Raw genomic sequence first — 23121 nt, 5'->3', positions numbered from 1 at the left:
TCATTAATTAAAGAAGGTGTTCCATGGAATTTTCATACGTTAATCCAACTCAAATTCATTTTGGTCAAGGTAAAATTGCCAGCGTTAGTGACGCAATTCCAAGCACAAGTAAGGTATTGGTTATTTATGGCGGCGGCTCGATTAAAAAAAATGGTGTTTATCAACAAGTGCAAAGCGCACTTGCTAACCACACATGGTTAGAATTTTCAGGTGTTGAGCCTAATCCAACCATGGAAACTTTAGATAAAGCCGTAGTTATAGCCAAAGCTGAAAAAATTGATTACATACTTGCTGTTGGTGGTGGCTCGGTGATTGATGGTGCAAAATATGTTGCCGCGGCTGCCGGCTATGACGGCGAAGGCTGGGATATACTCTTAGGTAAACATACTGTCACTGAAGCCATCGCCATCGGTGCGGTACTGACTTTGCCTGCGACCGGCTCAGAGTCAAATGCTGCTTCCGTGATCACGCGTGCTGCCACACAAGATAAACTACCGTTCTTTGCACCAGCCGTGCAACCAAAGTTTGCTGTGCTTGATGCAGACGCTATGAAAACCTTACCTGAACGCCAATTAATTAATGGCTTAGTTGATGCTTGGGTACATATTTGTGAGCAATACTTAACACTATCAACGGGTGCTATGGTACAAGACGGTTACGCTGAAGCATTACTGAAAAACTTACTAGTACTTGCTGAGCAATACGATCAACGCGCAACACTACACTGGCGTGAAAACTTAATGTGGACTGCCAACCAAGCACTGAATGGTTTAATTGGTGCCGGTGTACCGCATGATTGGGCTACGCATATGATTGGCCATGAATTAACTGCCCTTTATGGTGTTGACCATGCCCGTTCGTTAGCCATTATTCAACCATCATTAATGCGCAACCAACTCGCCGTTAAGAAAGATAAATTAGAACAATTAGGCAAGAATGTTTTTGCTTTAGCTGAGGGAGAAGATCTGGCAGAACGTACTATTGCAGCGATTGAAGCGTTTTACCATAGCTTGAGTGTTGCAACACAATTAACTGAACATGGCGACGATAAAGCCGCTGCTATTGATAAGATCATCGCGCAGCTTGAAGCACATAAGATGTTAAAACTCGGTGAAAACCAAGCAATAACTTTAACGCAAAGTCGTGAGATATTAGAATTAGCGGTAAAATAATTCATTAACCTCCGATCAAAATAAGTAACAATAAAGCAAGTATTGATGTTCAATACTCGCTTTATTTATTTTACATGACAATAATTTTAACTTTACTGTTGAGCAGCTAAAATTACTCTTACCTCATTCAATGCGGCAACAGCAAAACCTTGATCATAGAAATACAAAATTTTTCCTTGCTCATCTAATAACACTACCCGTGCATTAGAAGCATTTTCATTACCGGTAAGTGCTTGAACTTTTTCACCATCGTCATAAACAGTAACCACGCCTTTCCATAAAGATTTTGGAATACCTGCTCGCATGCCATTATCAATAACCGTGCTAAACATTTGCGGAAATAGACCTTGAATAGTCGGTATTTCATAGGCATTAACTTGCGTTTCTGTCATATCCAAAGCGATTAGCCAACGATCGATATCAAACTGCGAGTTTTGTACATAGCCCATGAGCAATAAGGTTACTTCACCATTAAAGTCAGCGGGGATAGCGACGGTATTTTTTTCTAATGACTGGCCAACAACATTGGGAAAGGTTTGTCCGGTAATAGCTTTATTTGGATATACCGTGCTACATCCGGTTAGTAGCAACCAAGCGAAAGCCAAGGTGATTATTTTCATTTTTATATGCTCAATAAAAGATAAATGTCTAATCACTATTACGTAACGATTTTTATTTTGGTTCACTTAAGCAGCGAATCGGCTAACTTGCCAATATTTGCTGAATATCTCTGCGTTAAATAACAAAATGGATTAAATGTCTCACATTATCCACACCATTCAAGATACCTTTCAAGACTTAGTACAGGGCTAATCGGCTTGATCATCACCTTGTTGTTTAAGTCCTCTTAACCTATCTCGATATTTATCGCGGGCTAGCGCTTGCATATCGGTCACCGCATCACTTTCATCAACTATCTCACGACCCAATAAGGTTTCAATGGCATCTTCTAAGGTAACAACGCCTGATGTCTGACCGTATTCATCTTCAACCGCGTAAATATGCATATGATTTTTTATAAAAATATCTAACAACTGCTGAACGGGTAGTTTTTCAGATACGGCCGTTAGCGGGGTAATAAAGTTACTAATCGGTTCATCACCATGACCATTACGCTCAGCTTCATATAAATCGCCTTTGATCACTTTACCGGTAATATCATCAATCGTATTGCCGTAAACAGGGATACGAGTAAATTGGCGAGTTTGCTCATGGTTTAACGCGGCAGTTACGGTTATATCTTGATGTAACATGTGAACAACGGTGCGAGGGGTAAAGACATCACCAGTACGCAATTCACGTAAATTAAGCATGTTAGATAAGTATTCATTTTCTTGTGAGAACAAACTACCATCTTTATGCCCGAGCGACGCTAAAGCAATAATTTCTTCGCGGGTAATTTCACTGGTTTTATCTTTTTTAAATAAACGCGTCAGTCGAGTCGCCAGCCAAACCAGCGGATAAACGATTCGCACTAACCAAGCAATAACATGGGCAGAGGGTATAGCTAAACTACGCCAAAAAGTTGCCCCTAAAGTTTTAGGAATAATTTCTGAAAAATACAAAATAACTAAAGTCAGTAATACCGCAATTGCGCTTTCCCATTTTTCACCGAATATAGCAAGCGCTTGTGCTCCAACCCCTGCAGCCCCCATAGTATGAGCAAAGGTATTAAGAATTAAGATACTCGACAGTGACTCTTCTAAACGCGTTTTAACATTGACCAAAACCGCAGCAGATTTTGGTTTTTGTGTTTTCATTTGCTCAACAAAACTCGGGGTGATCGACAATAAAACCGCCTCTAATACTGAACATAAAAATGAAACACCAATAGCAATGGTTAAATAAATAAAAAGTAAGGTCACGCAGTCATTCCGTATTAACAAGTCATGTATTTCCAGAAAAGTAGCATACCACAATGCCAGCAATAACTTTATGCTTGGTTTTAGCGTTTAATGGTTTGGTTGGCAGAGTTTTGCTAATTAATTGTACAAAAAGTGCGGTAATTGATTGCCCTTATGAGAATAAATTCTTAAAATGCAAATAATCTTAACAAATTTTGATAAATACAAATGGCACATTTTTCTGGATTAGAATTAAAAAACTTAAGAAAAGAAGCTGGTTTTACGCAAAAAGTACTTGCCAGTCAAATAGGTATCAGCCGAGAAACTGTTGTTGCCATTGAGAACGAGCACCCTAAAACCATTGACTCTCTCAGTCTTGAAGTGGTGAATGCTTGGTGGCTTGCTTGTCGAAAGTCAGTATCTGAATCTAGTCAGTTATCATTTAAAGTGCAAGTAATGAAGTTTTTTGGCATGTAATTTATGATATTACGGCAATATATAGGCAATGGTATTACTAGCCTTTTAGCTGTTATATTCTTAACGATTGCATTACTGACCTTTGGCTATGCGCAATATTTTGATCGCTTGTTCATTATTTTTTTACTGAGCTTAATATTTTTTAATATTCACAATGCCAATATTATTAGCATTGCGCTAATTTTCTTGCTCGAACGTTTCTTAGAGGAAATTATTTTTTTCTCTAGCAGCTACCTATTTATCAAACCATTGATCTATCTATTGTCACTCTGGCTAATTAAGCTGTTTTGGTATGATAAGTTGATTCGGCGAATCATTTTACCGACGGTGCTTATGTGTATCATAGGCGAAATATATTGGTATTTAATCGACTACAATGCGCCAAGAATGCACTCATACATCGCTATGTTAATGCTTAATATGGTAACTCGACACCTAATATTTCTTCGCATTCCGATATTCAAAAAATTTCAGACATTATCATTTATTAAAAATATCGTCCGCTTGCCATTAAAACATACCTCGGTAGATATACAATTATATTCACTTGCTATGGTGAATATTTTAGTTGTTGTTATTATGATTGTAGAATACCTATTACGTCACTTAACGTCATTAGAGCCTTTATTTATTTATAATTTCTACTCTGAAACTGTACATGTTTTATCGGCGACAACATTATTTTTAATCGTCAACTTTATCATCAAATCTAACTATAAATTCGCGGCTTAAGCCCTTTTCCCTTCAAGTCAATTAGTGCTGAGTTAATACCGTAAAAAAAAACTACGCAACATAATTCTGTTCAACACGATATAATTTTGAGTACTTTTCCTGAATAATGGTTGTGGATTTAAATCCACTCAACTTTTTTATTAAGGAATAACCATGAAAACATTTAAATTAGCTTTAATCATTGCCACTCTTGTCATTAGTTCAACTGCTTTTGCTACTGGCGGTAAAAAAGAACCACCACAAGAGCCAACATTAATTGAAGAAATTATTGAGATCATTATCATTGTACTGAAATAAGCTCACTGATATGCAATAAGCAGCTATCTCTTGCGTGTGACATTTTCTACAAAATTATATTAGTTAGAAATGGTTAGCTGATGCGCAGATAAATACCAATGCTTGCTGCAAAAATAAAAGCAATCGACCTAAGAAAGTGGCCTATATCACCCAAGCTCAGTTATACAGGCCGCTCTTTAGTTGATTATACCAAGTTTATTAAGTTTGTTTCCACTCAGCGCTTAGTAAAATTGGTATTATTCGATATGCTGCATCTCATTCAACGTAAACTCGGCAACAGCCTCTTGCGTCGCGCTAAGGTAGTCTTGCAATGGTTGATTAGTCATATGTGCTTGCCATAACTCTCGAGTCTGCCAATTTTCATAAAACATAAAGTGTGCCGGATTTTCAATATCTTGATGCAGGTCGTAATTTACACAACCTTTCTCTGATCGTGTTACTTTAATCAGCTTTAATAATTCTGTTTTAACTAAATCAATTTGCTCAGGGTGTGCGGTAATATTGGCAACGATAGTCAATTGTGTCATGATAATTTCCTTACTATTTAGTATCTTTGGTTAATTTTTACTGTCTGCTATTAAAAGCCTTGTAAAACTAGCTTGCCTATCGACTTGCCTGACTCTAATTCTTGGTGCGCAGCTTTGAGATTTTCTGCATTTATTACCCCTAAGTTTTTACCAACGGTAGTTTGGATATACCCCAGATCAATAAACTCAGCCACACGATTCAATAAATGACTTTGCTCTTGCATGTCAACAGCATTAAACATTGAACGTGCAAACATAAACTCAATATGAAATGACAAACTTTTCATTTTAAGTTTCATAATATCGAGTGGTGTTTCAGGGTCATCAATCATAGCTATTTTGCCAAATGGCACTAGCAAATCTATATACGTGTCAAAGTATGACGCTGTACTGTTTAAACTTGCAACATGAGTAACTTGACCGACCCCTTCGTTGGCAATTAACGCATCAATTTGTGGCTTCAAGGCTTTACTGTGATCAACAACATAATCTGCCCCTAATTTTTTCACCCATTGTTGCGAGCTTTCACGAGAAGCCGTTGCAATGATGGTTGCACCTGTGATCGCTTTTGCTAATTGTAAGAAAATTGATCCCACACCGCCGGCAGCGCCTACCACCAAAATAACATCTGCTGATTTATCTTTGCTCGTTGGTGACTGTTGTTTAATGGCTAAGTGTTCGAATAACATTTCCCATGCCGTAATTGCTGTTAGCGGCAATGCAGCCGCTTCAGCGTCTGATAAACTTTTTGGCTTTTTGCCAACAATGCGTTCATCAACCAATTGATATTCTGCATTGCTACCTTGGCGAGTAATATCACCAGCATAATAGACGTGATCTCCTAACGAAAATTCACTAACATCTTCACCAACAGCCACTACCTCACCCACCGCATCCCAGCCTAAAACTTTAAATTCGCCTTCGCTAGGTGCGCCTTTGAGGCGTACTTTATAATCAACAGGGTTTACAGCTATCGCAGCAACTCTAACTAATAAATCACGTCCAGTAGCAACCGGTTGTGGTAATTCAATATCCATTAAAGAATCTACGTTGCTTATAGGTAACGACTGGGTATATCCAATAGCTTTCATCATCTTTCTCACTTGTTTGTGTCATGGTTACGTTTTAACTTGGCTTTATAATAACGCTTGATTAATTAGCATTAAACAGCATAATAATTGAATCATTATCAATAATTTTTTGACAATATGCAGATAGAAGACTTACATGTCGTACTAAAAGTAGCAGAATTTCGTAGTATTACTGCCGCTGCAGCAAGTTTAGATATGCAAATGGCTACCGCAAGTGCTGCCATTAAACGTATCGAGCGAGCACTCGGTGTTGAGTTATTTATTCGTACGACCCGTAGTTTACGTTTAAGTGGTCCAGGAGAGCGTTATATTCCTCATTGCCAGCAGGCATTAGACATGCTTGAGCAGGCCAAGCAAAATGTTAAAGACGACTTAGCGATAGTTGATGGGGAATTACGTATTGCTATCTCATCAGATCTTGGTCGTAACCTTGTTGCACCGTGGTTAGACGAATTTATGCAAACCCATAGTGCTATAACGCTAAAAGTAAGCCTGAGTGATAGTAATATCGACTTTTATCGAGATGGCGTTGATATTGCCCTGCGCTATGGCTCTCCTACTGACTCAAATATGTATGGTTTTAAGGTTTGTAATATTCCACGTTTGCTCTGCGCTAGTCCGAATTATTTAGAGCAACATGGCACACCTACACACCCAAACGACTTAGTCACACATAACGGACTTTTCTATCAACTTAGCGACATAATTCACAATGTTTGGCTTTTTTCTCATCAGGGCGAAAAATTTAAAATTAAAATGAATGGCAACCGTGCCGCGAACGATGGCGATCTTGTTAGGCGCTGGTGTGTTGCGGGCAAAGGTTTAGCGACCAAATCTGCGTTAGATGTAGCTTCTGATCTACTAGCTGGCGACTTAGTGAATGTTATACCTGAATATAAAGCTACCGACACTGAGCTATGGATCATTTGCCCAAGCCGGCAATCAATTACGCCAGCAGTGCGATTATTACGTGATACTTTTCGTAAAAAATGCCAAACCATTTTTCAACAATTGCACGATAAAGGCATTTTATCAAACGAGGAACTCAAGTAACCCAGATTTGGCAATAAGAAAGAATTATTTCGCTAGATCTTTTAATGCTCTCAGATCACTACGTTCAATTTCTTGCGCATAAATTGCGGTTGGATTATCGGTAATGCTTGAATACAGCACAACCTTAGTATCTATCACTTGGATACCATAATTACCTGAGGTTAAGTAAATACCGCCAGCATAACGACCCGATGTTGGTAACCAGTCGGCTTTATTCTGCACTAACCACTCGCTCAGCATAATGTATTCTGCATCTTGCTTAGTTAACTGTATTGTTTTGTCACTACCCGCACTCACAAACACTGTCAATTCTGGCTCAAGTTGTACCTCAACTGACTTACTACAGCCCGTCAATAGTAGTAACAGTGTTGATAAAACTAGCAGATAATTTTTCATTTTCTTCTCCATTATTTACTAAAAAATAAATACTATCGGTTTAAACCATCAAGGCTGACATTGTAAATATATCGCGCAAACTTACTTTGATAAATCGCAAGGTTACTGCATTTTCAGTTAATTTTCTGCAACTATATTATTGCGACTTTATTTATCTTAAATGTCTAATCATCGGTTAAGTTTAACTGCTTTCCAGCCTAGTTTTAGGCTAACTATTATTAATAAAAGACAATACTCTACCAAGCTGATACTGTCTTGTTAAAGCTTTCACTAGCATTAAGTACTGATTAAACATACGGATATAACTATGACAATAAAAAAAGTGACCTTACTACTTATCGCCTTAACGAGTTTTAATACTCTCAGTTTTGCTACAGAAACACATGCACAGCAATCAGGTAGCGCTATTGTCAGCGCTTACGAATTACAACATTCCTCAACCATATTTGCTGAAAAAAGACGTTATATGGTCTCGCTTCCCGAACGTTATTCCATGAATAAAAGATCCTACCCGAGCCTTTTTGTGATTGACGCAGACTTTCAATTTCAACATGTTTCAGCGGTCGTAAAAAACTTAGCACGAATGGGTAAAATCCCCCCCATGATAGTTGTAGGTATTGCTAACCAAGGTGGCGATGATTACCTCAAAACCACAACCTGGCCAGATAATAAAGATGATGCTTTCGGCCATGCCAGCAAATTACAAGCTTACTTAAGCCAAGAATTACTGCCCTTGATTGACCAGCAATATCGTACCAATAGCCAAAAAGCCCTTGCCGGTTATTCACTTGGCGGCTTATTTACCCTCTATAGCATGATGCAAGAAGACACCCCCTTTAATGCCTTTCTTGCCATGAGTCCTAGCGCTTGGTTTGACGAGTACAGCTTAGCGAGTAAATTAACGCCTTTACTAACAGCAAATAAGCTCACCGCACCGGTATTTATTTCACTCGCCAATGAAGAAGATATGGGAGTTGATAAGGTTATTGAAGCTTTTGAAACATCCGCTGCAAAGTCATTAAACTGGCAATATAAACATTATCCGAATGAAAATCACTTCACGACTGCACTACCCGCTATTTATGACGGCTTACAATTTTTAGCACCCAATTATGCAATTGATGGTACCGACATGCTTGCCTTAGGCGATTATAAACAAGTATTTGCTCATTTTAAGGCACAAAAAAAGCAATGGGCTGGTTTTCAATTTGAATGGCTACATAGTTATCAATTTAATAAATACTTATTTTGGTCAAAGCAAATAGACCAAGTTGATGAGATTCTAGTTGAGCTTGCCGCAGAGTTTCCCGAGTCATTAACCTTAGTAACCATTCATCTTGCCAGCGGCTTTAACAAAAAGAAAAACTTTCCTAAAGCTTTACAATTACTTCAGCAGGTAAAGAAGCAAGGTGAAAGTTTTCCTGGATGGCATAAGCAAATGAGTGTTTATTATTCAGGCACTGAACAAGCAGAACTCGCAGCAAAACACCAAGCATTAGCACTAGAATTGGCTAAGAAATATCATTTTGAAAGCTGGGAAGTATGGGAGCTAATGTAATTTAAACGAGCAACCATCGTAATAACACGTACCAGCTATTATGTTAGTTGCTACTGTTTGACAACAAAAATCAACACAAGGCCTTAAAATTAGCTCTTGAAGTGGATTCGGTATATCTCTATTTTCACAATTTTCAACGATGTTACGTTGAAAATTAGCCATCACCCCTAACTAACTGCTGTTTCGCTTTTTCCAGTGAAACTGCATGATAAACACCGTCTTTTACCTCAACCAACTGCATACGCTCAAGTTTTCTTAAAGCATCTGATATTTCAAAATCTAGCTCACATTGATAATGACTTTTAAACCAATGTTCTATCTGCTCATCTATAGTCACTGAACGACAACCTGAAGGGCAATTGAGCAAAAAACTATAGGCTAACACCGACTCTTTAAAATCTTCATCTTCTGCCGCATCAATTAAAGTATGAAAAACGCCGGCGTTATTATCGAGATTTTTAAAATACAGATTATCTGATAATGCTTTCATAAATTTAATTTTTCTATTTTTAAATTTACTCCACTCTTTAAAAATAAAACCACCAAACACCCCTAAACCTATAGCCAGAGAAATAAAATGCTGTTGTGTCATCTCAACTGAATCTGCACGCCAGCCAAGCCAAAAAGCTAATAACATTGCTAATAATACCAATGATGCGCCAAGTTTAGTCACTAAAACTACCGCACCACCAACCACCGCAGATGCACCAATAACAACTTTATCGATTGGCCTCATCCGTACTTCGCTGTTAGGAAATAACATTTCCAAATCTGCTTTTGGCACATTTTGAAACAGCTTTACTATGGTAGATCCTGGCTCAAAGCCGATCAGTGATTTATTTTTCCCCTCAAAGTGCGCTTTATCTTTAAAAGTGATAAAAACCGCGACCCGATCATAATGAGTAAAGTTAATAGTTTGTTTGCGCAAACCAAATAGCGAGGTAATGGTTTCAGTTAATTGCGACTCACCTCTGCGGTAAAACACCACTTGTGCAAAGTCATCAAACTCCACTTCTAATCTAACTTTAAATAATGACTCTTCAGTTAACGCATCTTGAAGATCTTGTTCGGTAAGGTATAAATCGGTCGGCAGCCATAGCATAATATCAAGTCTGGTCAGATAGTTAGAGTGTAAAACAATTAATAAGAGATGGAAATATCAATACTCGGTAAAATATATTAAACAATGCTCTATAAAATAAGCCTCGATGCTAGTTAATCGCTGCAAAGTTCAACATATCAAGGTACAGTATCATTACAAAAAATAGCGATTAAAGGATTACGTTATGCGCTTAAAAGGAACTTTACTTCATTGGAACAATGACAAGGCATTTGGATTTATTACCCCTAATAGTGGCGGCGACGATGTTTTCATTCATAAAACTGCTTTCGCTAATCGCCAACGCACACCTGAAAGGCATGATGTCATCTCCTTCTCGATAACAAAAGATAAACAAGGCCGATATTGTGCAGATAATGCGACATATTTTGGAGAAAAAAGCATAAAAACACCTAGCAAAAAAATCAATAGCTTTTCAATTTACTTGTCGGTGCTATTCCTCGGACTCGTGACACTGGCATTGCTACTAAACTATATTCCTCAAATGTTAGCACTGGCATATTTGGGACTCAGTATGGTGACTTATATGATATATGCGCTTGATAAATCAAAAGCTCAACGTGGTGCTTGGCGTATATCTGAAGCTAGTCTGCACTTTTTAGCACTGATTGGTGGTTGGCCTGGCGCGGCCATTGCGCAGCAACTACTTCGACATAAATCAAAAAAGCGCAGTTTTAGGATAATATTTTGGAACACCGTTATCATCAATTGTGCCACGCTGGCGTGGCTTACCTCTGCAAGTTGCGAGTACTTATTACAGCTGTTGAGATAATTTAACCATGTTATACCAATTCTACTAAGTTTCAGGAGTAGCAATAAAAAAGCACTATAAATAGTGCTTTTGCAATACAAATTAAACACCTTACAGCTTTTTAATACGACGAGAAACTAAACCAACAAGAGCCAACATAAAAATAGCTAACGTTGATGGCTCGGGAACAGCAGTTGCGCCATTGCCAGCAATGATTTGAATTGTATTTCTCACTAAAAGATCGTTTGATTGTGTACGTGACCAGGCCGCAATGGATATATCATATGTGGCATCTAGCGTTGGATCAAAGCCAAAACTCTCTAACGTCCAATGTGGTTTCCACGAATTTTGGGCTAAATTATTACTGGTAAGTAAATTGTTAAAGCCAATTACATCATCTTTTGCTGCAACCGTGCCTCCGCCATTACCCGTTGCATTAGTACCAATAGCGTGGTCAAAATAGCCGGCTAATAGGTCAAATGTCAAGAAGTCGACACCTGCAGTCGGATCTTTATCTATGCTTAGTTCAAAAACATAATTACTTAAGTTAGCACCTGAACTCCCTAAGAAATCTGAGTTAATAGACCATTCATAGCTCCATACAGCTGTTGGTGATGGTTGAGTTGGTGCAACACCAGCATCAAAGGTATATGTACCATCACCATTACTGTTAAAAGTGTTCTCTGGCGAACCAGTCAAATTATGGCGTAGTTTGCCACGAAGACCAATTTCAATACCGTTATCTTGTGCAACTGTAAAAAAACCATTCGCGTTACCGCTGCCGAAAATAACATCATTGGTAACATCCGTATCGTTAATTATTCCGGCTTTAGCAAATGAAGTCATTGCTAAAGTACAACTGATTAAAGTTAATTTTAGATATTTCATACTCATGCCTTTCTCCAAGGTTTTAGTTATTATTCAAACAGGTATAAGCAAGTAATACACCGCAGCAATTAAATATAATATTTTCATAAACATAAAATTTGCTCTTTGTTATTTGACATCATCTTTGTAAAAATACCTGACACCTTTGTACTACTACACTCCCATTATAAAAACACTACTGAACCTAAACTTTTGTAAATGCCAGTCAATAAAATGAGTGATTTTAATAAAGCTACGTTTATGGTATTTTGATTGTCAGTTACAGTACTTTTCACAAAAAATCATGTTAAATAACAGAGCATTAAACACAAAAAAGTCGGGCTTCACTTTAATTGAGTTAGTTGTGGTCATCGTTATTTTAGGTATTTTAGCGGCCACTGCTACCCCTAAATTTTTGAATTTGAGCTCCGATGCTAACAAAGCTGTGCTTGAAGCTATGGGCGGCGCTATTTTATCAAGTGCTCAAATGGTACATGCAAAGTCTTTAGTAAAAGGGGTGCAAGACCAAGAAAAAACCGAAATTGATTTAGATAATGATGGTGTTAACGATGTAGAAATAGCCTATGGTTATCCAAGTGCTAGTCGCGGCAATGGAATTTCAAAGCTCATGGGAAGTAACTTCGCCGAGGAGTGGGCTTGGTCTACAACCTATGGAGATACCCGAGTTTGGCTAACAACAGCATCACTTGCTGCTACTTCGGGTCAAAAAATCAATCAAGTTCCGATTCGCAATACTAACTGTTACATTCTTTATGATCCTGCAACTAGTATCGGGGCATTACCAGCCGTTAGCTATGTTACCACTGATTGTTAATTGAATAGGCAAAAGCCCATGCAAGATTTTTTCAAAAAAAGCCTGAACATAGTGCGCTCTGCAACCGATAAAGCAACGACAGAGCTAAGCTCTAGCTATACTCTGGTCAAAGAAAAATGGCATGGTTTGCCCATATTTGTTTCAGCTGAAAAATCAGATAAATATCACGATATTCAATATGATGAAAAACACTACTTTGTCATACCTTATGAATTGTCAGAGTATAAATTTGCGTTACACACCATGCGTTGCTTACCCAATGCAGTACCTGAAATTAATAATTTACCCAAAAGACGTATTTTTCATTTCCCCAATGAGCATTCAGAAGTCATGCTTAAAAACTATATGCGTCAGTCTGCCGAGGAAATGGTCAGGGATAACAACAACGGTAAACAAAATAGTCTCGAATCATTAGCAAACCAAATAGACGCATTAGACAAAAAGTTAACATACGGCATGTTGTTGGTTGGCGGACTTGCTGCGATTGTAAATCCGTTGTTCGGAGCCGGTATTGCCGCTAAAGCTTTACTGCCCAGTGTTGGCGGTTTATTGAATAAATATGGCCTAAGGCCGACAGGTGAAAAACTTAATCAATACCAACTTGATAAATCAATCAAAGCTGCTGAAGAGCATATAACAAAAGAATTTGAGCAATCCAACACCCTACAAGTGATTAACCCTATTTACAACAGTTAGAGCTAACCTTGAGAACAACAGAATCTCAATACGACCCTTTAACAGGTCCTAATTTTTCAGCGGGTAGTATTACCGAGTTAGCGCATGACAGATGGCGAGAGCTCACAGAAGTCGCCATCTGTCATGTTTACAAAGAAGCTTATGAAAATCCTGTTCTGCACGAGCAAGCTAAGCTGGGTCCGGAGAATTTAAGATGGCTAAAAATAATGTTCGAAGTAAACAATAAAACAAAATAACGCTCGTCTGTCGTTAATCCAACGAAAATATAGTCAAAATATTTTAAATGAACTTAGCACTAATCTTGTAACTTTAATGCCATGGTATTAAGAAACAATCTTGGATCGGTAATTTTTTCCAACATTGACCTATCAGGCAAGCAATCATCATCAACATAGTCGACATAATCTGCAGATGAATCAAAAACTAGAATATCTAATGCTAATCTATCCAAGCCATATAAACCACGGTGGATCATATCAGCCGAAAACACCAATAAATCCCCCGCCGCTAAAGTGATTTTTTTCCCGGTCGAGAGGTTTTCACTACTCTCTCGTCCTCGCTCTTCTTGACGGACATTAAACTCTTCTTCATTATCCCAGCGTTTATGCGTACCTGGCACTAATTCCATACCAAGCTCGTCAAATAAGGGCACTCGAAGATGTAAAACTTGCGTCTCGTGGATAACTTTCTTTTGCCCTTCAACGTCATAATCATATTGACAATCACGATGCCAGAAATCTTTTTGCTGACGATTAACAGGGTTAAAAAATAATTGGGTGTTCATAAATGCCGGTTTACTCGCGATAACCGCTTCAACAATATTCATGATTTTTTTTGAGCTAATAAAATTAAACAACTGCACCCGATCGTCAGATGCTAAATATTGACTGCCGGTAATTAACGAAGAATTAAAAGCTTCTTGTTGATAGAACTCAGCATTATCCTGTTTCCATAATTCATGAAATTTTAATATAACTGTCCTTAGCGACGCTATTTCACTCGCACTAAAATAATTCCTAATAACAAAATAGCCTTGTTCATCATAACGACTATTTAATTGCTGTAAACTTTCTACCATGACTAAAAGTTGCCTCAATTGAAATTATAAAACCTTCACTTAACGCGACCTACTGAGCTTAATCAGTAGTCGTTAAGTTTTTCAATAAAAGATCGCATGCTTGCTTCAAATTGTTCAACTCTTCAGAGGTCATTTTCGATTTACACATCATCATATCAGGCACTTGCTCTGCGGCTTGGCGTAATTTATTCCCCGCATCAGATAAGCTAATAATTCTTACCCGTTCATCAGCTTTACTCCGCGAACGAATAACTAAGCCTTTGCCCTCCAAACGTTTCAATAAAGGCGTTAAGGTACCTGAATCTAAATGTACTTTAGCGCCCAACTCTTTCACATTCATTATTGAATCTTGCCATAACACCATCATCACAATGTATTGCAGGTAAGTGAGATCCAATTTTTTCAATAATGGCTGATAAGAGCGCGCCATTGCATTTGAAGCACTGTACAAAGAAAAACAAATTTGCTTATCCAACGTAAGGTTCGAAGATGAGTCGGGTTTTGTCATGAAATATCACCACATAAAATAGATTGTGCGCAATATACTTACTTTCACTTTAAAACTCAATTAGCATAGCCACATAAATTGCGCACAATAAAAATGTACGCAATTAAAACACATAAACCTTAAGTTAACAAAATCAAAGCTAAGAAAATATGAGCGCTGCATATCAACAAATGTATCAAGCGGATTTTCATATTTGAAAGCCATAATTTTAAGAAAAATCACCAGTCTTTAATCGCAAGAAAAAATTATCTATTACTTGGATACCTTCAAGGGTATCAACAAGCTCTATTGCTGTTTTTCCATCAAAATCAATTCTAGGCGAGCATAACCATGTGCTTATTTTTTGATCTAAAACAAATAATTTAGAGTAAAGGCTTTACTTTTATAGAGTGGTTACTCTATACTTGCATTGTTCTCTTTAGAACACCTGTTGTATTAATTTTGAATTCTAGCTTCCCCAAGCTAATTATACCGATGGCCATTTTTGTCATCGGTTTTTTTCTGCCTAAATTTCTTCTTTTCAGCTAATTTTCTACTAATAAGCATGCTCATATTGGGTTAGCACTCATCAAACTAAAAATAATATTATACCAAGTCTATTAATTTACTTGCTACTGACGCAGTAAAAAGTAATTAATGTGCTTGAATTTAATTAGCACAGCTACTAATGCAAATTATTTTTTAACTTTCCGGTCTATTGTTAAACAAGATGTAAAAGGATAGTGCTTCATTCTATAGCTTGGCTAAATCATGAAGTCTTCACTACATAACTCAAGTAACCAAGGAGATCTTATGTCAAAATATATAAAATCGAGCGATGCTATTACTAACTTAACTTCTGAGCAGTACCGTGTAACGCAAGAAAATGGCACCGAACGTCCTTGGACTGGTGAGTTGCTCGAAAATACCGCCCCGGGTATTTATGTTGATGTAGTTTCTGGAGAGCCTTTATTTGCCTCAGCTGATAAATTCGACTCAGGTTGTGGTTGGCCAAGTTTTAGTAAACCGATTGAAGCGATTAACGTGAATGAGCTTACCGATGATACCCATGGCATGTTACGTACAGAAGTTCGATCAACCCATGGTGATAGTCACTTAGGACATGTATTTCCAGATGGACCTATTGCGCAAGGTGGTTTACGTTATTGCATTAATTCTGCTTCACTTAAGTTTATTCATCGCGATAACATGGCTGATGAAGGTTATGAAGCATATTTAGCACAAGTGGAAGGATAAAAAATGGCAATTGAACGTGCAGTATTAGCAGGTGGGTGTTTTTGGGGTATGCAAGATTTAATTCGTAAGCTACCTGGCGTAACGGAAACCTCTGCAGGCTATACCGGTGGTGAGATTGAAAACGCTACCTATCGCAATCATGGTGATCATGCAGAAGCTATTGAAATATATTTTGAAAATACGGTGATCGAGTATCGAAAAATTCTCGAGTTCTTTTTTCAAATCCATGATCCTACAACAGAAAATAGACAAGGTAATGACCAAGGGCGTGAATACCGCTCAGCCATTTATTATACAAGTGCTGAACAAAAAGCTATGGCTGAGAAAACCATTGCAGATGTTAATGCTTCAGGTTTTTGGCCAAATTCGGTGGTAACAGAAGTTGAGCCTGTAGGTGATTTTTGGCAAGCCGAAGTAGAACATCAAGATTATTTGCAGCGAGTGCCATACGGTTACACTTGCCACTTTCCAAGACCAGATTGGATATTACCCGAGCAATAATACGCTAAAGGTTTTATCACAAAAAAGCCTCGATATCCGAGGCTTTTTATTTAACAAATTGCCCCCGACTAGGAGCCAAATGTTATTCTTCAGTCAACGGTTCTTCGCTTAACTCATTAAGCAATTGAATGTTCTCATCTTGAAACCAGTCGCAGATCACAGCGTCAGCTTGTGCAGAGCCGGTACGCTTTAATGACGAAAAAGCTTGCACTTTAATATCAGCATTTAATGGTGCTAATTGCTTTTTAACGGCTAGTACTTGCGCACTTACTTTACCTTGTGACAATTTATCACTTTTCGTTAGCAAAGCTAAAACAGGTAACTCACCGTCAGCTGCCCATTGAATGAGATCCATATCAAGATCTTTCAATGGGTGTCTGATATCCATTAAGATAACCAAGCCCTTCAAACATTGACGCTTTTCTAAGTATTCGCCTAATGCTTTTTGCCATTTTTTCTTCATTTCCATTGGCACTTTAGCAAAGCCATAGCCTGGCAAATCAACTAAACGCTTGTTTTCGGCAATTTCAAAAATATTAATTAACTGCGTTCGTCCTGGTGTTTTACTAGTACGCGCAAGACTTTTTTGATTAGTTAGGGTGTTTAACGCACTTGATTTACCTGCGTTAGAGCGACCAGCAAATGCTACTTCAATACCACTATCTGCGGGTAAACGACGGATATCGGGTGCGCTAATGGTAAAAGTCGCTTTGGTTAGATGAATGGCTGTAGAAGACAAGATTTAGATCCAACAATATAAATTAAAACCACATTATATCGTTTTTTCACACTAAAGATGCAATTGTATTAAACTTTAGGCAAATTTTTTCGTTAAAAGCCCCTATAAACGACGTTAATAGTGTATCATGTCGCCAATTTTTCGGCTTATTGAAAACATTCAATAAAAACACTAAAGCATGTTGAGAGTTTTGTTATGAAACATATTCTAATTTCATTAATTTTAACACTATCAAGTATTAATATTGCTGTAGCTGCATCTGGCGATGCTGACGCAGGTAAAACTAAGGCAGCCACTTGTGCTGCATGTCATGGTTCAAACGGTATTGGCGCTAGTGATAGCTACCCAAATTTGGCTGGCCAACATGCTGACTATATCGTTAAGCAATTAAAAGCTTTTAAAGCTGGCGATCGTAAAGACCCCCTTATGAGTCCAATGGCTGCACCTTTATCTGAACAAGATATGGCTGACGTTGCGGCTTATTTCTCTGCTTTACCACGAGGCGGTGCAAGCCAAGATACTGGCTCTGCAGATGCAGGTAGTGCAGTAAGCGCAGCGCCGGTTGCTTATGTACCTAACCCAGCGGCGGGTAAAAGTTTATATGAGCTAGGCGATGCTTCACGAAACATTGGCGCATGTATTGGTTGTCATGGCAGCGAAGGTAACAGTGAGGTATTAATTTACCCTAACCTAGCTAATCAACACCCAGAATATATTGCTAAGCAATTAATGAACTTTAAAAAGAAAGATCGTGTTAACTACGCAATGAACCAATTTGCTGGTGCTATGACCAAAGATGATATTGCTGACATGCAAGCCTACTTTGCTGACCCAGCAGCTGTTGCCAATGTAGTTTCACGTAAGGTAATGCCGGCAGCACCTGTTACAGCTGAAGTTATTGCTGGTAAAGCTAAGGCAGCTACTTGTGCAGCATGTCATGGCGCTGACGGTAATAGCCCCGTTGCCATTTACCCGAAACTTGCCGGCCAAAGTGCTGACTACATCATTAAACAATTACAAGAATTTAAAGCTGGAACACGTAAAGACCCTGTTATGGCTCCTATGGCTGCCGCATTAAGCGAGCAAGACATGTTAGAAGTTGCTAGTTACTTTGCTGCACAAAAAATTGCTGTCGCTGATTTAGCAGGTTCAGAAGCAGGTAAGAAACTTTACTTTGGTGGTAACGTAAAACGTAAAATCACCGCTTGTGTTGCCTGTCATGGAGTTAGCGGCAAAGGTATGAACAAAGCTGGCTTCCCAACCATTGCCAGCCAAAACGAAGCTTACTTAAAAGCACAGTTGATGAAGTTCAAAAAAGGTGAGCGTAATAATGATTACAACACCATGATGCAAAGTGTTGCTTCTAAACTGTCAGCAAACGACATTGATGAGTTAGCCAAATACATGGCATCAATGAAATAAGCTTTGATAAAAAAGCACAAATAATAATAAGCAGCGTTTATCGCTGCTTTTTTATTACTAAAAATAGCAACAACTGTTGATCTATTTACAGGTTAGTAAACATTTAGTTGATTTTTTTAACCGCAATATTTCACTCTGATTAAATTCGTGTAGAATGCCAAAGTTATATCGTTAACTATTTTTTAATAGCAAAAGATTTATCATATATTTTTATTTCAATGACAAGCAGAGACTAAACTAATGAAAAAAATTATCATGACTGTTTTACTAGGATTAAGTGCAGTGGTTACTGCCAATGCCGCACAAGGCGATGCCGAAGCAGGCAAAGGCAAAACAGCTATGTGTGCTGCTTGTCATGGCCCTGACGGCAACAGTTTAGTTCCTATGTATCCTAAATTAGCCGGACAAAGTGCGAGCTACTTAGTTAAACAACTGACTGAATTTAAACTGGGTATGACATCTGCTGGTAAATCAGGTCGTGTTGACCCAGTAATGGGCGGTATGGCAATGGCCCTTAACGAACAAGATATGGCTGATGTTGCAGCATTTTATGCTAGTCAAAAAAGTACAGCCGGTAGCGGTACTGCTAATGCTGAAGGTAAAAAACTTTACTTAGGTGGAAACGCTGAAATGGAAGTTACCGCATGTGTTGCCTGTCATGGTATCAATGGTAAAGGCATGCCAAGTGCTGGTTTTCCTGCCCTTGCCAGCCAGAATGCTGAATACTTAAAAATTCAGCTAGAAAAATTCCGCAGTGGTGATCGTAACAATGATCCTAACGCCATGATGCAGGGTATCGCAGCAAATTTGACGGATGAAGAAATTACCGCCTTATCACAATATATGTCATCACTAAAATAATAATACCAATAGTTTCAAGCTTATGATTAAAAAAAAGCAGCATAATAGCTGCTTTTTTATCAGCTAAAGTGATACCAATTTTATTAAATTTATTCCCACCTCAGAGCTGCATTAGTAAGCTTAGAACAAACAAAATTGATTAAACATAGTCACTCTATCTTTCGTCAATTTTGTGATGTTATCAGTTTACTAATCAGCTCCCAAGGGCAAGTTTAAAAGGTTTGTATCCTACGTGATTGATTTAGAGAACAACCATTGGCTCTAATAACCAACAACTACAGCTTATTTCAGATTACTTATTTAATCACTTAAAAAGCATATTTAAAGCCAATGGTTAATAGATCTGTGCCGTCATAACTTTCATACGAAGCTTCAATACTCGTTTTGTCATTGATTTGTTTACCAACACCACCACCAAAACCAAATTCCCAGTTATCGTCACTACGCGAAATACCGTTATTACTGGCTTTAATATCTAGATTTGCATAGGAAGGCATAGCATATAAATATACGCCGTTATCATAATTATACTGCGCACGAATTGATAAAGCAGTGAAGCGCTTAACTTCTACTTTAACACCATAAAATTTATCATCAGAAACACCTGTACCAAGACGTAACGCTGGAATAAAAGAGAATTTACTGCCCTCTTTGGCAAGCTCGTAGGCAATAGAGCCATAAATAACACCTAGCGAAATTGACTCTCCATCATCGCTATCTGATAAGTTGGCATAACCCGCACCAGCAGACCAGTTTGCGGAGGCGGTCAAAGGTAAGGCCAATAGAGAAAGTACCATTAGATATTTTTTAAACACAATTAACTCCTTTTATTTACTAAATGTAAGTCATAAGTCGCGCATGCTAGCAAAGGCTATTTTGTTAATCAATTGTTAGAGCTTTAATACAACTAAAAAATGGTAACAAAGCATGACCTTATTAAAAGAAAGCTAAAATAAGCTGCTCCTGTCGCAGACACAGCACAACCTTTCAGGCTATGATCTAAACACTTTGTAAATGACCGGCAGCATCTAATGATAGAAATTATTCCCCCTACACAATTTAAAACCGTGCCATGGAAAAATGGTCAGGGAGAAACTATCGAAATGCTGATCAATCCCGGTGGTAGTTTAGAAAACTTTGATTGGCGATTAAGCATGGCCAACGTAGTTGAAGATGGCGTTTTCTCTAACTTTTCAGGATATACCCGCAACCTGATTTTAATTGCTGGTGACGGTATAAATTTACAGCACAACGACAATAAAATTGATCGGTTAACACGTTTACTCGATATTTCTACTTTTGACGGTGGTGATAAAACTGTCGGTAATTTGCAGAGCAATGAAATTACCGACTTTAATATTATCACTCGTACCGAGCGCATTACTACTAAGGTAAAGTGTTACCCCCAAGCAAAAAACCAAGATCTTGGCACAAGTCAGCTCTGTTTTATTTATAGTTTATTCAAAGATGCCTTATTGACTATAAACAACGACCAAAAAGTAGTGACCTTACCCGCTCAACACTTAATGCAGATAACTGACTTACCCGAAAACTACGCCACACTAACAGGAGACCACCTTATAGTGGTTTATCTAAGCGATTGCACATAGAGCTCACGTTTGAAAATAAGGTTGTTAATCGCTAGAAATACTCGTTCTAACTTTTAATTGTGATTTTTTCTTGGCACTACAGTACGCTCAAAGTACAAATCTAAGTTAACAATTAAAATTACCTATTAAGGATAGTGTTATGAGAATTAGGCATTTAATACCGATAATTAGCTTATTATTACTTTTATCGCCATTAGCAAATGCAGAATTTGAACGCAAAATTGCCATTGATGAAAGTAGTACAAGTAGCCATAGCACTAAAGTGAACGGGAGGTCATTTGACTACACAGCAACCACCGGCACTCAACCCGTTTGGGATGAAGAAGGTAATCCTACAGCTAGCCTTTTTTATACTTATTACCAAAGGTCAAAAGTAAAAAATAGAGCCGCACGTCCATTACTGATCTCATTTAATGGTGGTCCTGGCTCTGCATCAGTTTGGATGCATGTTGCCTACACTGGTCCTAAAGTACTCAATGTTGATAGTGAAGGTTTTCCGCTACAACCGTATGGCGTAAAAACGAATGAGTTTTCTATTTTAGATACTGCCGATATTGTTTTTGTTAACCCAGTTAACACCGGTTATTCTCGAGTTTTACCCAATAAAGATGGCAAAATGCCATCAAAAGCTGAGCAAAAGAAAATGTTCTTTGGCGTCAATGCTGACGTTAAATACCTAGCCGATTGGGTGAATACCTTTGTAACTCGCAACAACCGCTGGCAGTCACCTAAGTATCTGATCGGTGAAAGCTACGGTACTACTCGGGTTTCAGGTTTAGCATTAGAACTACAGTCACGTCAGTGGATGTATCTTAATGGCGTAATTTTAGTCTCACCAACGGATATTGGTATTAAGCGTGACGGCCCGGTAAAAGCGGCAAATCGCTTGCCTTATTTCGCAGCTACAGCTTGGTATCACAAAGCTTTAAGTGCCGATTTACAAAGTCGTGATTTGTTAGAGATATTGCCTGAAATTGAAAAGTTCACCCTTAATGAATACTTGCCTGCATTAGCTAAAGGTGGCTTTATTGCTGCTGACGAGAAACAACACATCGCAGAGCAAGTATCACGATATTCTGGCTTGTCAGTACAAGAAGTATTAAGAAGTAATTTAGATATTGAAACGTCATATTTTTGGAAAGAGATACTACGTAACCGTGAACAAACTGTTGGTCGTTTAGACTCTCGCTACTTAGGTATTGACGAAAAAGTTAGTGGTAGTCGCCCTGATTACAATGCAGAATTAACCTCGTGGCTACACAGCTTTACGCCAGCAATTAACTATTACTTACGCGAAGAGCTTAATTACAAAACCGACATTAAATACAATATGTTTGGCAATGTGCATCCTTGGGATAGAAGCAATAACAAAACGGGTGAAAACTTACGTTTAGCTATGGCACAAAACCCTTATTTAAACGTAATGATCCAATCGGGTTACTACGATGGCGCAACCAATTATTTTGATGCTAAATATACTTTATCGCAACTTGACCCAAGTGGAAAAATGCGTGATAGATTATCGTTTAAAGGCTATAAAAGCGGTCATATGATGTACTTACGTTACCAAGATTTAGCAGCATCTAACCAAGATATTCGCCAGTTTATGCAAGCAACATTGCCAAATAAAACCACACCGGCAAAGTATCACAGCAAGCAATAAATTATCCTGAGCAAGACTCGAAAAAATAATTACCATAAAAATGCCAGTCAGATTCACTGACTGGCATTTTATTAACATTTTACAGCT

The 23121-nt window shown here is 38.1% G+C and carries 26 protein-coding genes and 1 pseudogene; 16 read left to right on the top strand and 11 right to left on the bottom strand.

All coding sequences use genetic code 11. The annotated features are described in order from the left end of the window. The first annotated feature begins 23 nt into the window (after window positions 1-23). Entirely contained in the window at window positions 24-1172 is a 1149-nt protein-coding gene (locus FGD67_RS12235; protein WP_257171442.1) for an iron-containing alcohol dehydrogenase, read from the top strand. Between the two features lie 92 nt (window positions 1173-1264). On the opposite strand, the gene FGD67_RS12230 is transcribed toward FGD67_RS12235, so the two are convergent. Then, window positions 1265-1792: a hypothetical protein gene (locus FGD67_RS12230; protein WP_257171441.1), complete on the bottom strand. Its 528-nt coding sequence runs from the start codon at window positions 1790-1792 to the stop codon at window positions 1265-1267. A 189-nt stretch (window positions 1793-1981) separates the two neighbouring features. Continuing rightward, window positions 1982-3037: a CNNM domain-containing protein gene (locus FGD67_RS12225; RefSeq protein WP_257171440.1), complete on the bottom strand. Its 1056-nt coding sequence runs from the start codon at window positions 3035-3037 to the stop codon at window positions 1982-1984. 207 nt (window positions 3038-3244) lie between these two features. On the opposite strand from FGD67_RS12225, the gene FGD67_RS12220 reads away from it, so the two are divergent. The 3 genes from FGD67_RS12220 (at window position 3245) to FGD67_RS12210 (ending at window position 4522) form a co-directional block, all read left to right on the top strand. Further along, window positions 3245-3493 (top strand): helix-turn-helix transcriptional regulator, encoded by a 249-nt coding sequence (locus tag FGD67_RS12220; RefSeq protein WP_257171439.1) that lies wholly within the window; start codon window positions 3245-3247, stop codon window positions 3491-3493. Between the two features lie 3 nt (window positions 3494-3496). Next, a complete protein-coding gene (locus tag FGD67_RS12215) occupies window positions 3497-4225 on the top strand; it encodes a hypothetical protein (protein WP_257171438.1) in 729 nt (242 codons plus the stop codon). Between the two features lie 153 nt (window positions 4226-4378). After that, window positions 4379-4522: a hypothetical protein gene (locus FGD67_RS12210; RefSeq protein ID WP_257171437.1), complete on the top strand. Its 144-nt coding sequence runs from the start codon at window positions 4379-4381 to the stop codon at window positions 4520-4522. A gap of 236 nt (window positions 4523-4758) precedes the next feature. Here FGD67_RS12210 and FGD67_RS12205 read toward each other — a convergent pair whose 3' ends face one another. After that, complete coding sequence (locus tag FGD67_RS12205; RefSeq protein WP_257171436.1) at window positions 4759-5049, bottom strand: putative quinol monooxygenase; 291 nt, start codon at window positions 5047-5049, stop codon at window positions 4759-4761. A gap of 50 nt (window positions 5050-5099) precedes the next feature. Continuing rightward, a complete protein-coding gene (locus FGD67_RS12200; protein ID WP_257175108.1) occupies window positions 5100-6140 on the bottom strand; it encodes a zinc-binding alcohol dehydrogenase family protein in 1041 nt (346 codons plus the stop codon). Between the two features lie 117 nt (window positions 6141-6257). On the opposite strand from FGD67_RS12200, the gene FGD67_RS12195 reads away from it, so the two are divergent. After that, window positions 6258-7193, top strand: coding sequence for a LysR family transcriptional regulator (locus FGD67_RS12195; RefSeq protein ID WP_257171435.1), 936 nt, complete (start codon window positions 6258-6260; stop codon window positions 7191-7193). A gap of 24 nt (window positions 7194-7217) precedes the next feature. Here FGD67_RS12195 and FGD67_RS12190 read toward each other — a convergent pair whose 3' ends face one another. Continuing rightward, a complete protein-coding gene (locus FGD67_RS12190) occupies window positions 7218-7589 on the bottom strand; it encodes a hypothetical protein (RefSeq protein WP_257171434.1) in 372 nt (123 codons plus the stop codon). 307 nt (window positions 7590-7896) lie between these two features. Between FGD67_RS12190 and FGD67_RS12185 the strand changes: the two genes are divergently transcribed. After that, entirely contained in the window at window positions 7897-9147 is a 1251-nt protein-coding gene (locus FGD67_RS12185) for an alpha/beta hydrolase (protein ID WP_257171433.1), read from the top strand. A 154-nt stretch (window positions 9148-9301) separates the two neighbouring features. Here FGD67_RS12185 and FGD67_RS12180 read toward each other — a convergent pair. Then, window positions 9302-10222: pseudogene (locus tag FGD67_RS12180) on the bottom strand (TMEM143 family protein); the annotation flags it as partial. A gap of 211 nt (window positions 10223-10433) precedes the next feature. Between FGD67_RS12180 and FGD67_RS12175 the strand changes: the two are divergent. Beyond that, window positions 10434-11039, top strand: coding sequence for a cold shock and DUF1294 domain-containing protein (locus tag FGD67_RS12175; protein WP_257171432.1), 606 nt, complete (start codon window positions 10434-10436; stop codon window positions 11037-11039). A gap of 90 nt (window positions 11040-11129) precedes the next feature. Here FGD67_RS12175 and FGD67_RS12170 read toward each other — a convergent pair whose 3' ends face one another. Further along, a complete protein-coding gene (locus tag FGD67_RS12170) occupies window positions 11130-11906 on the bottom strand; it encodes a PEP-CTERM sorting domain-containing protein (protein WP_257171431.1) in 777 nt (258 codons plus the stop codon). 283 nt (window positions 11907-12189) lie between these two features. On the opposite strand from FGD67_RS12170, the gene FGD67_RS21810 reads away from it, so the two are divergent. Genes FGD67_RS21810 through FGD67_RS12155 form a run of 3 tightly spaced genes read left to right on the top strand, consistent with a single transcriptional unit; the run spans window position 12190 to window position 13652 of the window. After that, a complete protein-coding gene (locus FGD67_RS21810) occupies window positions 12190-12720 on the top strand; it encodes a type II secretion system protein (RefSeq protein WP_306556747.1) in 531 nt (176 codons plus the stop codon). A gap of 18 nt (window positions 12721-12738) precedes the next feature. Continuing rightward, entirely contained in the window at window positions 12739-13416 is a 678-nt protein-coding gene (locus tag FGD67_RS12160; RefSeq protein ID WP_257171430.1) for a hypothetical protein, read from the top strand. 8 nt (window positions 13417-13424) lie between these two features. Beyond that, a complete protein-coding gene (locus FGD67_RS12155; RefSeq protein WP_257171429.1) occupies window positions 13425-13652 on the top strand; it encodes a hypothetical protein in 228 nt (75 codons plus the stop codon). 59 nt (window positions 13653-13711) lie between these two features. Here FGD67_RS12155 and FGD67_RS12150 read toward each other — a convergent pair whose 3' ends face one another. Further along, entirely contained in the window at window positions 13712-14494 is a 783-nt protein-coding gene (locus FGD67_RS12150) for a phytanoyl-CoA dioxygenase family protein (RefSeq protein ID WP_257171428.1), read from the bottom strand. A gap of 58 nt (window positions 14495-14552) precedes the next feature. Further along, the gene (locus FGD67_RS12145; RefSeq protein WP_257171427.1) at window positions 14553-15002 is read right to left on the bottom strand and encodes a MarR family winged helix-turn-helix transcriptional regulator; all 450 of its coding nucleotides are present in this window, start codon (window positions 15000-15002) and stop codon (window positions 14553-14555) included. Between the two features lie 792 nt (window positions 15003-15794). Here FGD67_RS12145 and msrB point away from each other — a divergent pair. Further along, the gene (msrB, locus tag FGD67_RS12140; RefSeq protein ID WP_257171426.1) at window positions 15795-16238 is read left to right on the top strand and encodes a peptide-methionine (R)-S-oxide reductase MsrB; all 444 of its coding nucleotides are present in this window, start codon (window positions 15795-15797) and stop codon (window positions 16236-16238) included. 3 nt (window positions 16239-16241) lie between these two features. Further along, complete coding sequence (gene msrA, locus FGD67_RS12135; RefSeq protein WP_257171425.1) at window positions 16242-16739, top strand: peptide-methionine (S)-S-oxide reductase MsrA; 498 nt, start codon at window positions 16242-16244, stop codon at window positions 16737-16739. A gap of 82 nt (window positions 16740-16821) precedes the next feature. On the opposite strand, the gene yihA is transcribed toward msrA, so the two are convergent. Beyond that, complete coding sequence (gene yihA, locus FGD67_RS12130) at window positions 16822-17478, bottom strand: ribosome biogenesis GTP-binding protein YihA/YsxC (protein WP_257171424.1); 657 nt, start codon at window positions 17476-17478, stop codon at window positions 16822-16824. Between the two features lie 195 nt (window positions 17479-17673). Here yihA and FGD67_RS12125 point away from each other — a divergent pair, with 195 nt between their 5' ends. Continuing rightward, the gene (locus FGD67_RS12125; protein WP_257171423.1) at window positions 17674-18900 is read left to right on the top strand and encodes a cytochrome c; all 1227 of its coding nucleotides are present in this window, start codon (window positions 17674-17676) and stop codon (window positions 18898-18900) included. Between the two features lie 240 nt (window positions 18901-19140). Next, complete coding sequence (locus tag FGD67_RS12120) at window positions 19141-19761, top strand: cytochrome c (RefSeq protein ID WP_257171422.1); 621 nt, start codon at window positions 19141-19143, stop codon at window positions 19759-19761. A 308-nt stretch (window positions 19762-20069) separates the two neighbouring features. Here FGD67_RS12120 and FGD67_RS12115 read toward each other — a convergent pair whose 3' ends face one another. Next, complete coding sequence (locus FGD67_RS12115; protein ID WP_257171421.1) at window positions 20070-20576, bottom strand: porin family protein; 507 nt, start codon at window positions 20574-20576, stop codon at window positions 20070-20072. Window positions 20577-20792: 216 nt separating this feature from the next. On the opposite strand from FGD67_RS12115, the gene FGD67_RS12110 reads away from it, so the two are divergent. Next, a complete protein-coding gene (locus tag FGD67_RS12110; protein ID WP_257171420.1) occupies window positions 20793-21371 on the top strand; it encodes a HutD family protein in 579 nt (192 codons plus the stop codon). Between the two features lie 139 nt (window positions 21372-21510). Further along, complete coding sequence (locus tag FGD67_RS12105; RefSeq protein WP_257171419.1) at window positions 21511-23034, top strand: S10 family peptidase; 1524 nt, start codon at window positions 21511-21513, stop codon at window positions 23032-23034. Window positions 23035-23121: the final 87 nt, after the last annotated feature.

This window comes from Colwellia sp. M166 (genome assembly GCF_024585285.1).
Lineage (GTDB): Bacteria > Pseudomonadota > Gammaproteobacteria > Enterobacterales > Alteromonadaceae > Cognaticolwellia.
This window is presented reverse-complemented; position numbering and strand designations above follow the sequence as displayed.

Coding starts and splice junctions, on each gene's coding strand:
- FGD67_RS12185 (WP_257171433.1), top strand. CDS start 7,897: ATGACAATAAAAAAAGTGACCTTACTACTTATCGCCTTAACGAGTTTT.
- FGD67_RS12125 (WP_257171423.1), top strand. CDS start 17,674: ATGAAACATATTCTAATTTCATTAATTTTAACACTATCAAGTATTAAT.
- FGD67_RS12190 (WP_257171434.1), bottom strand. CDS start 7,589: ATGAAAAATTATCTGCTAGTTTTATCAACACTGTTACTACTATTGACG.
- FGD67_RS12160 (WP_257171430.1), top strand. CDS start 12,739: ATGCAAGATTTTTTCAAAAAAAGCCTGAACATAGTGCGCTCTGCAACC.
- FGD67_RS12200 (WP_257175108.1), bottom strand. CDS start 6,140: ATGAAAGCTATTGGATATACCCAGTCGTTACCTATAAGCAACGTAGAT.
- msrB (WP_257171426.1), top strand. CDS start 15,795: ATGTCAAAATATATAAAATCGAGCGATGCTATTACTAACTTAACTTCT.
- msrA (WP_257171425.1), top strand. CDS start 16,242: ATGGCAATTGAACGTGCAGTATTAGCAGGTGGGTGTTTTTGGGGTATG.
- FGD67_RS21810 (WP_306556747.1), top strand. CDS start 12,190: ATGTTAAATAACAGAGCATTAAACACAAAAAAGTCGGGCTTCACTTTA.
- FGD67_RS12215 (WP_257171438.1), top strand. CDS start 3,497: ATGATATTACGGCAATATATAGGCAATGGTATTACTAGCCTTTTAGCT.
- FGD67_RS12235 (WP_257171442.1), top strand. CDS start 24: ATGGAATTTTCATACGTTAATCCAACTCAAATTCATTTTGGTCAAGGT.
- FGD67_RS12120 (WP_257171422.1), top strand. CDS start 19,141: ATGAAAAAAATTATCATGACTGTTTTACTAGGATTAAGTGCAGTGGTT.
- FGD67_RS12175 (WP_257171432.1), top strand. CDS start 10,434: ATGCGCTTAAAAGGAACTTTACTTCATTGGAACAATGACAAGGCATTT.
- FGD67_RS12170 (WP_257171431.1), bottom strand. CDS start 11,906: ATGAAATATCTAAAATTAACTTTAATCAGTTGTACTTTAGCAATGACT.
- FGD67_RS12195 (WP_257171435.1), top strand. CDS start 6,258: ATGCAGATAGAAGACTTACATGTCGTACTAAAAGTAGCAGAATTTCGT.
- FGD67_RS12105 (WP_257171419.1), top strand. CDS start 21,511: ATGAGAATTAGGCATTTAATACCGATAATTAGCTTATTATTACTTTTA.
- FGD67_RS12210 (WP_257171437.1), top strand. CDS start 4,379: ATGAAAACATTTAAATTAGCTTTAATCATTGCCACTCTTGTCATTAGT.
- FGD67_RS12230 (WP_257171441.1), bottom strand. CDS start 1,792: ATGAAAATAATCACCTTGGCTTTCGCTTGGTTGCTACTAACCGGATGT.
- FGD67_RS12220 (WP_257171439.1), top strand. CDS start 3,245: ATGGCACATTTTTCTGGATTAGAATTAAAAAACTTAAGAAAAGAAGCT.
- FGD67_RS12150 (WP_257171428.1), bottom strand. CDS start 14,494: ATGGTAGAAAGTTTACAGCAATTAAATAGTCGTTATGATGAACAAGGC.
- FGD67_RS12110 (WP_257171420.1), top strand. CDS start 20,793: ATGATAGAAATTATTCCCCCTACACAATTTAAAACCGTGCCATGGAAA.
- FGD67_RS12145 (WP_257171427.1), bottom strand. CDS start 15,002: ATGACAAAACCCGACTCATCTTCGAACCTTACGTTGGATAAGCAAATT.
- FGD67_RS12205 (WP_257171436.1), bottom strand. CDS start 5,049: ATGACACAATTGACTATCGTTGCCAATATTACCGCACACCCTGAGCAA.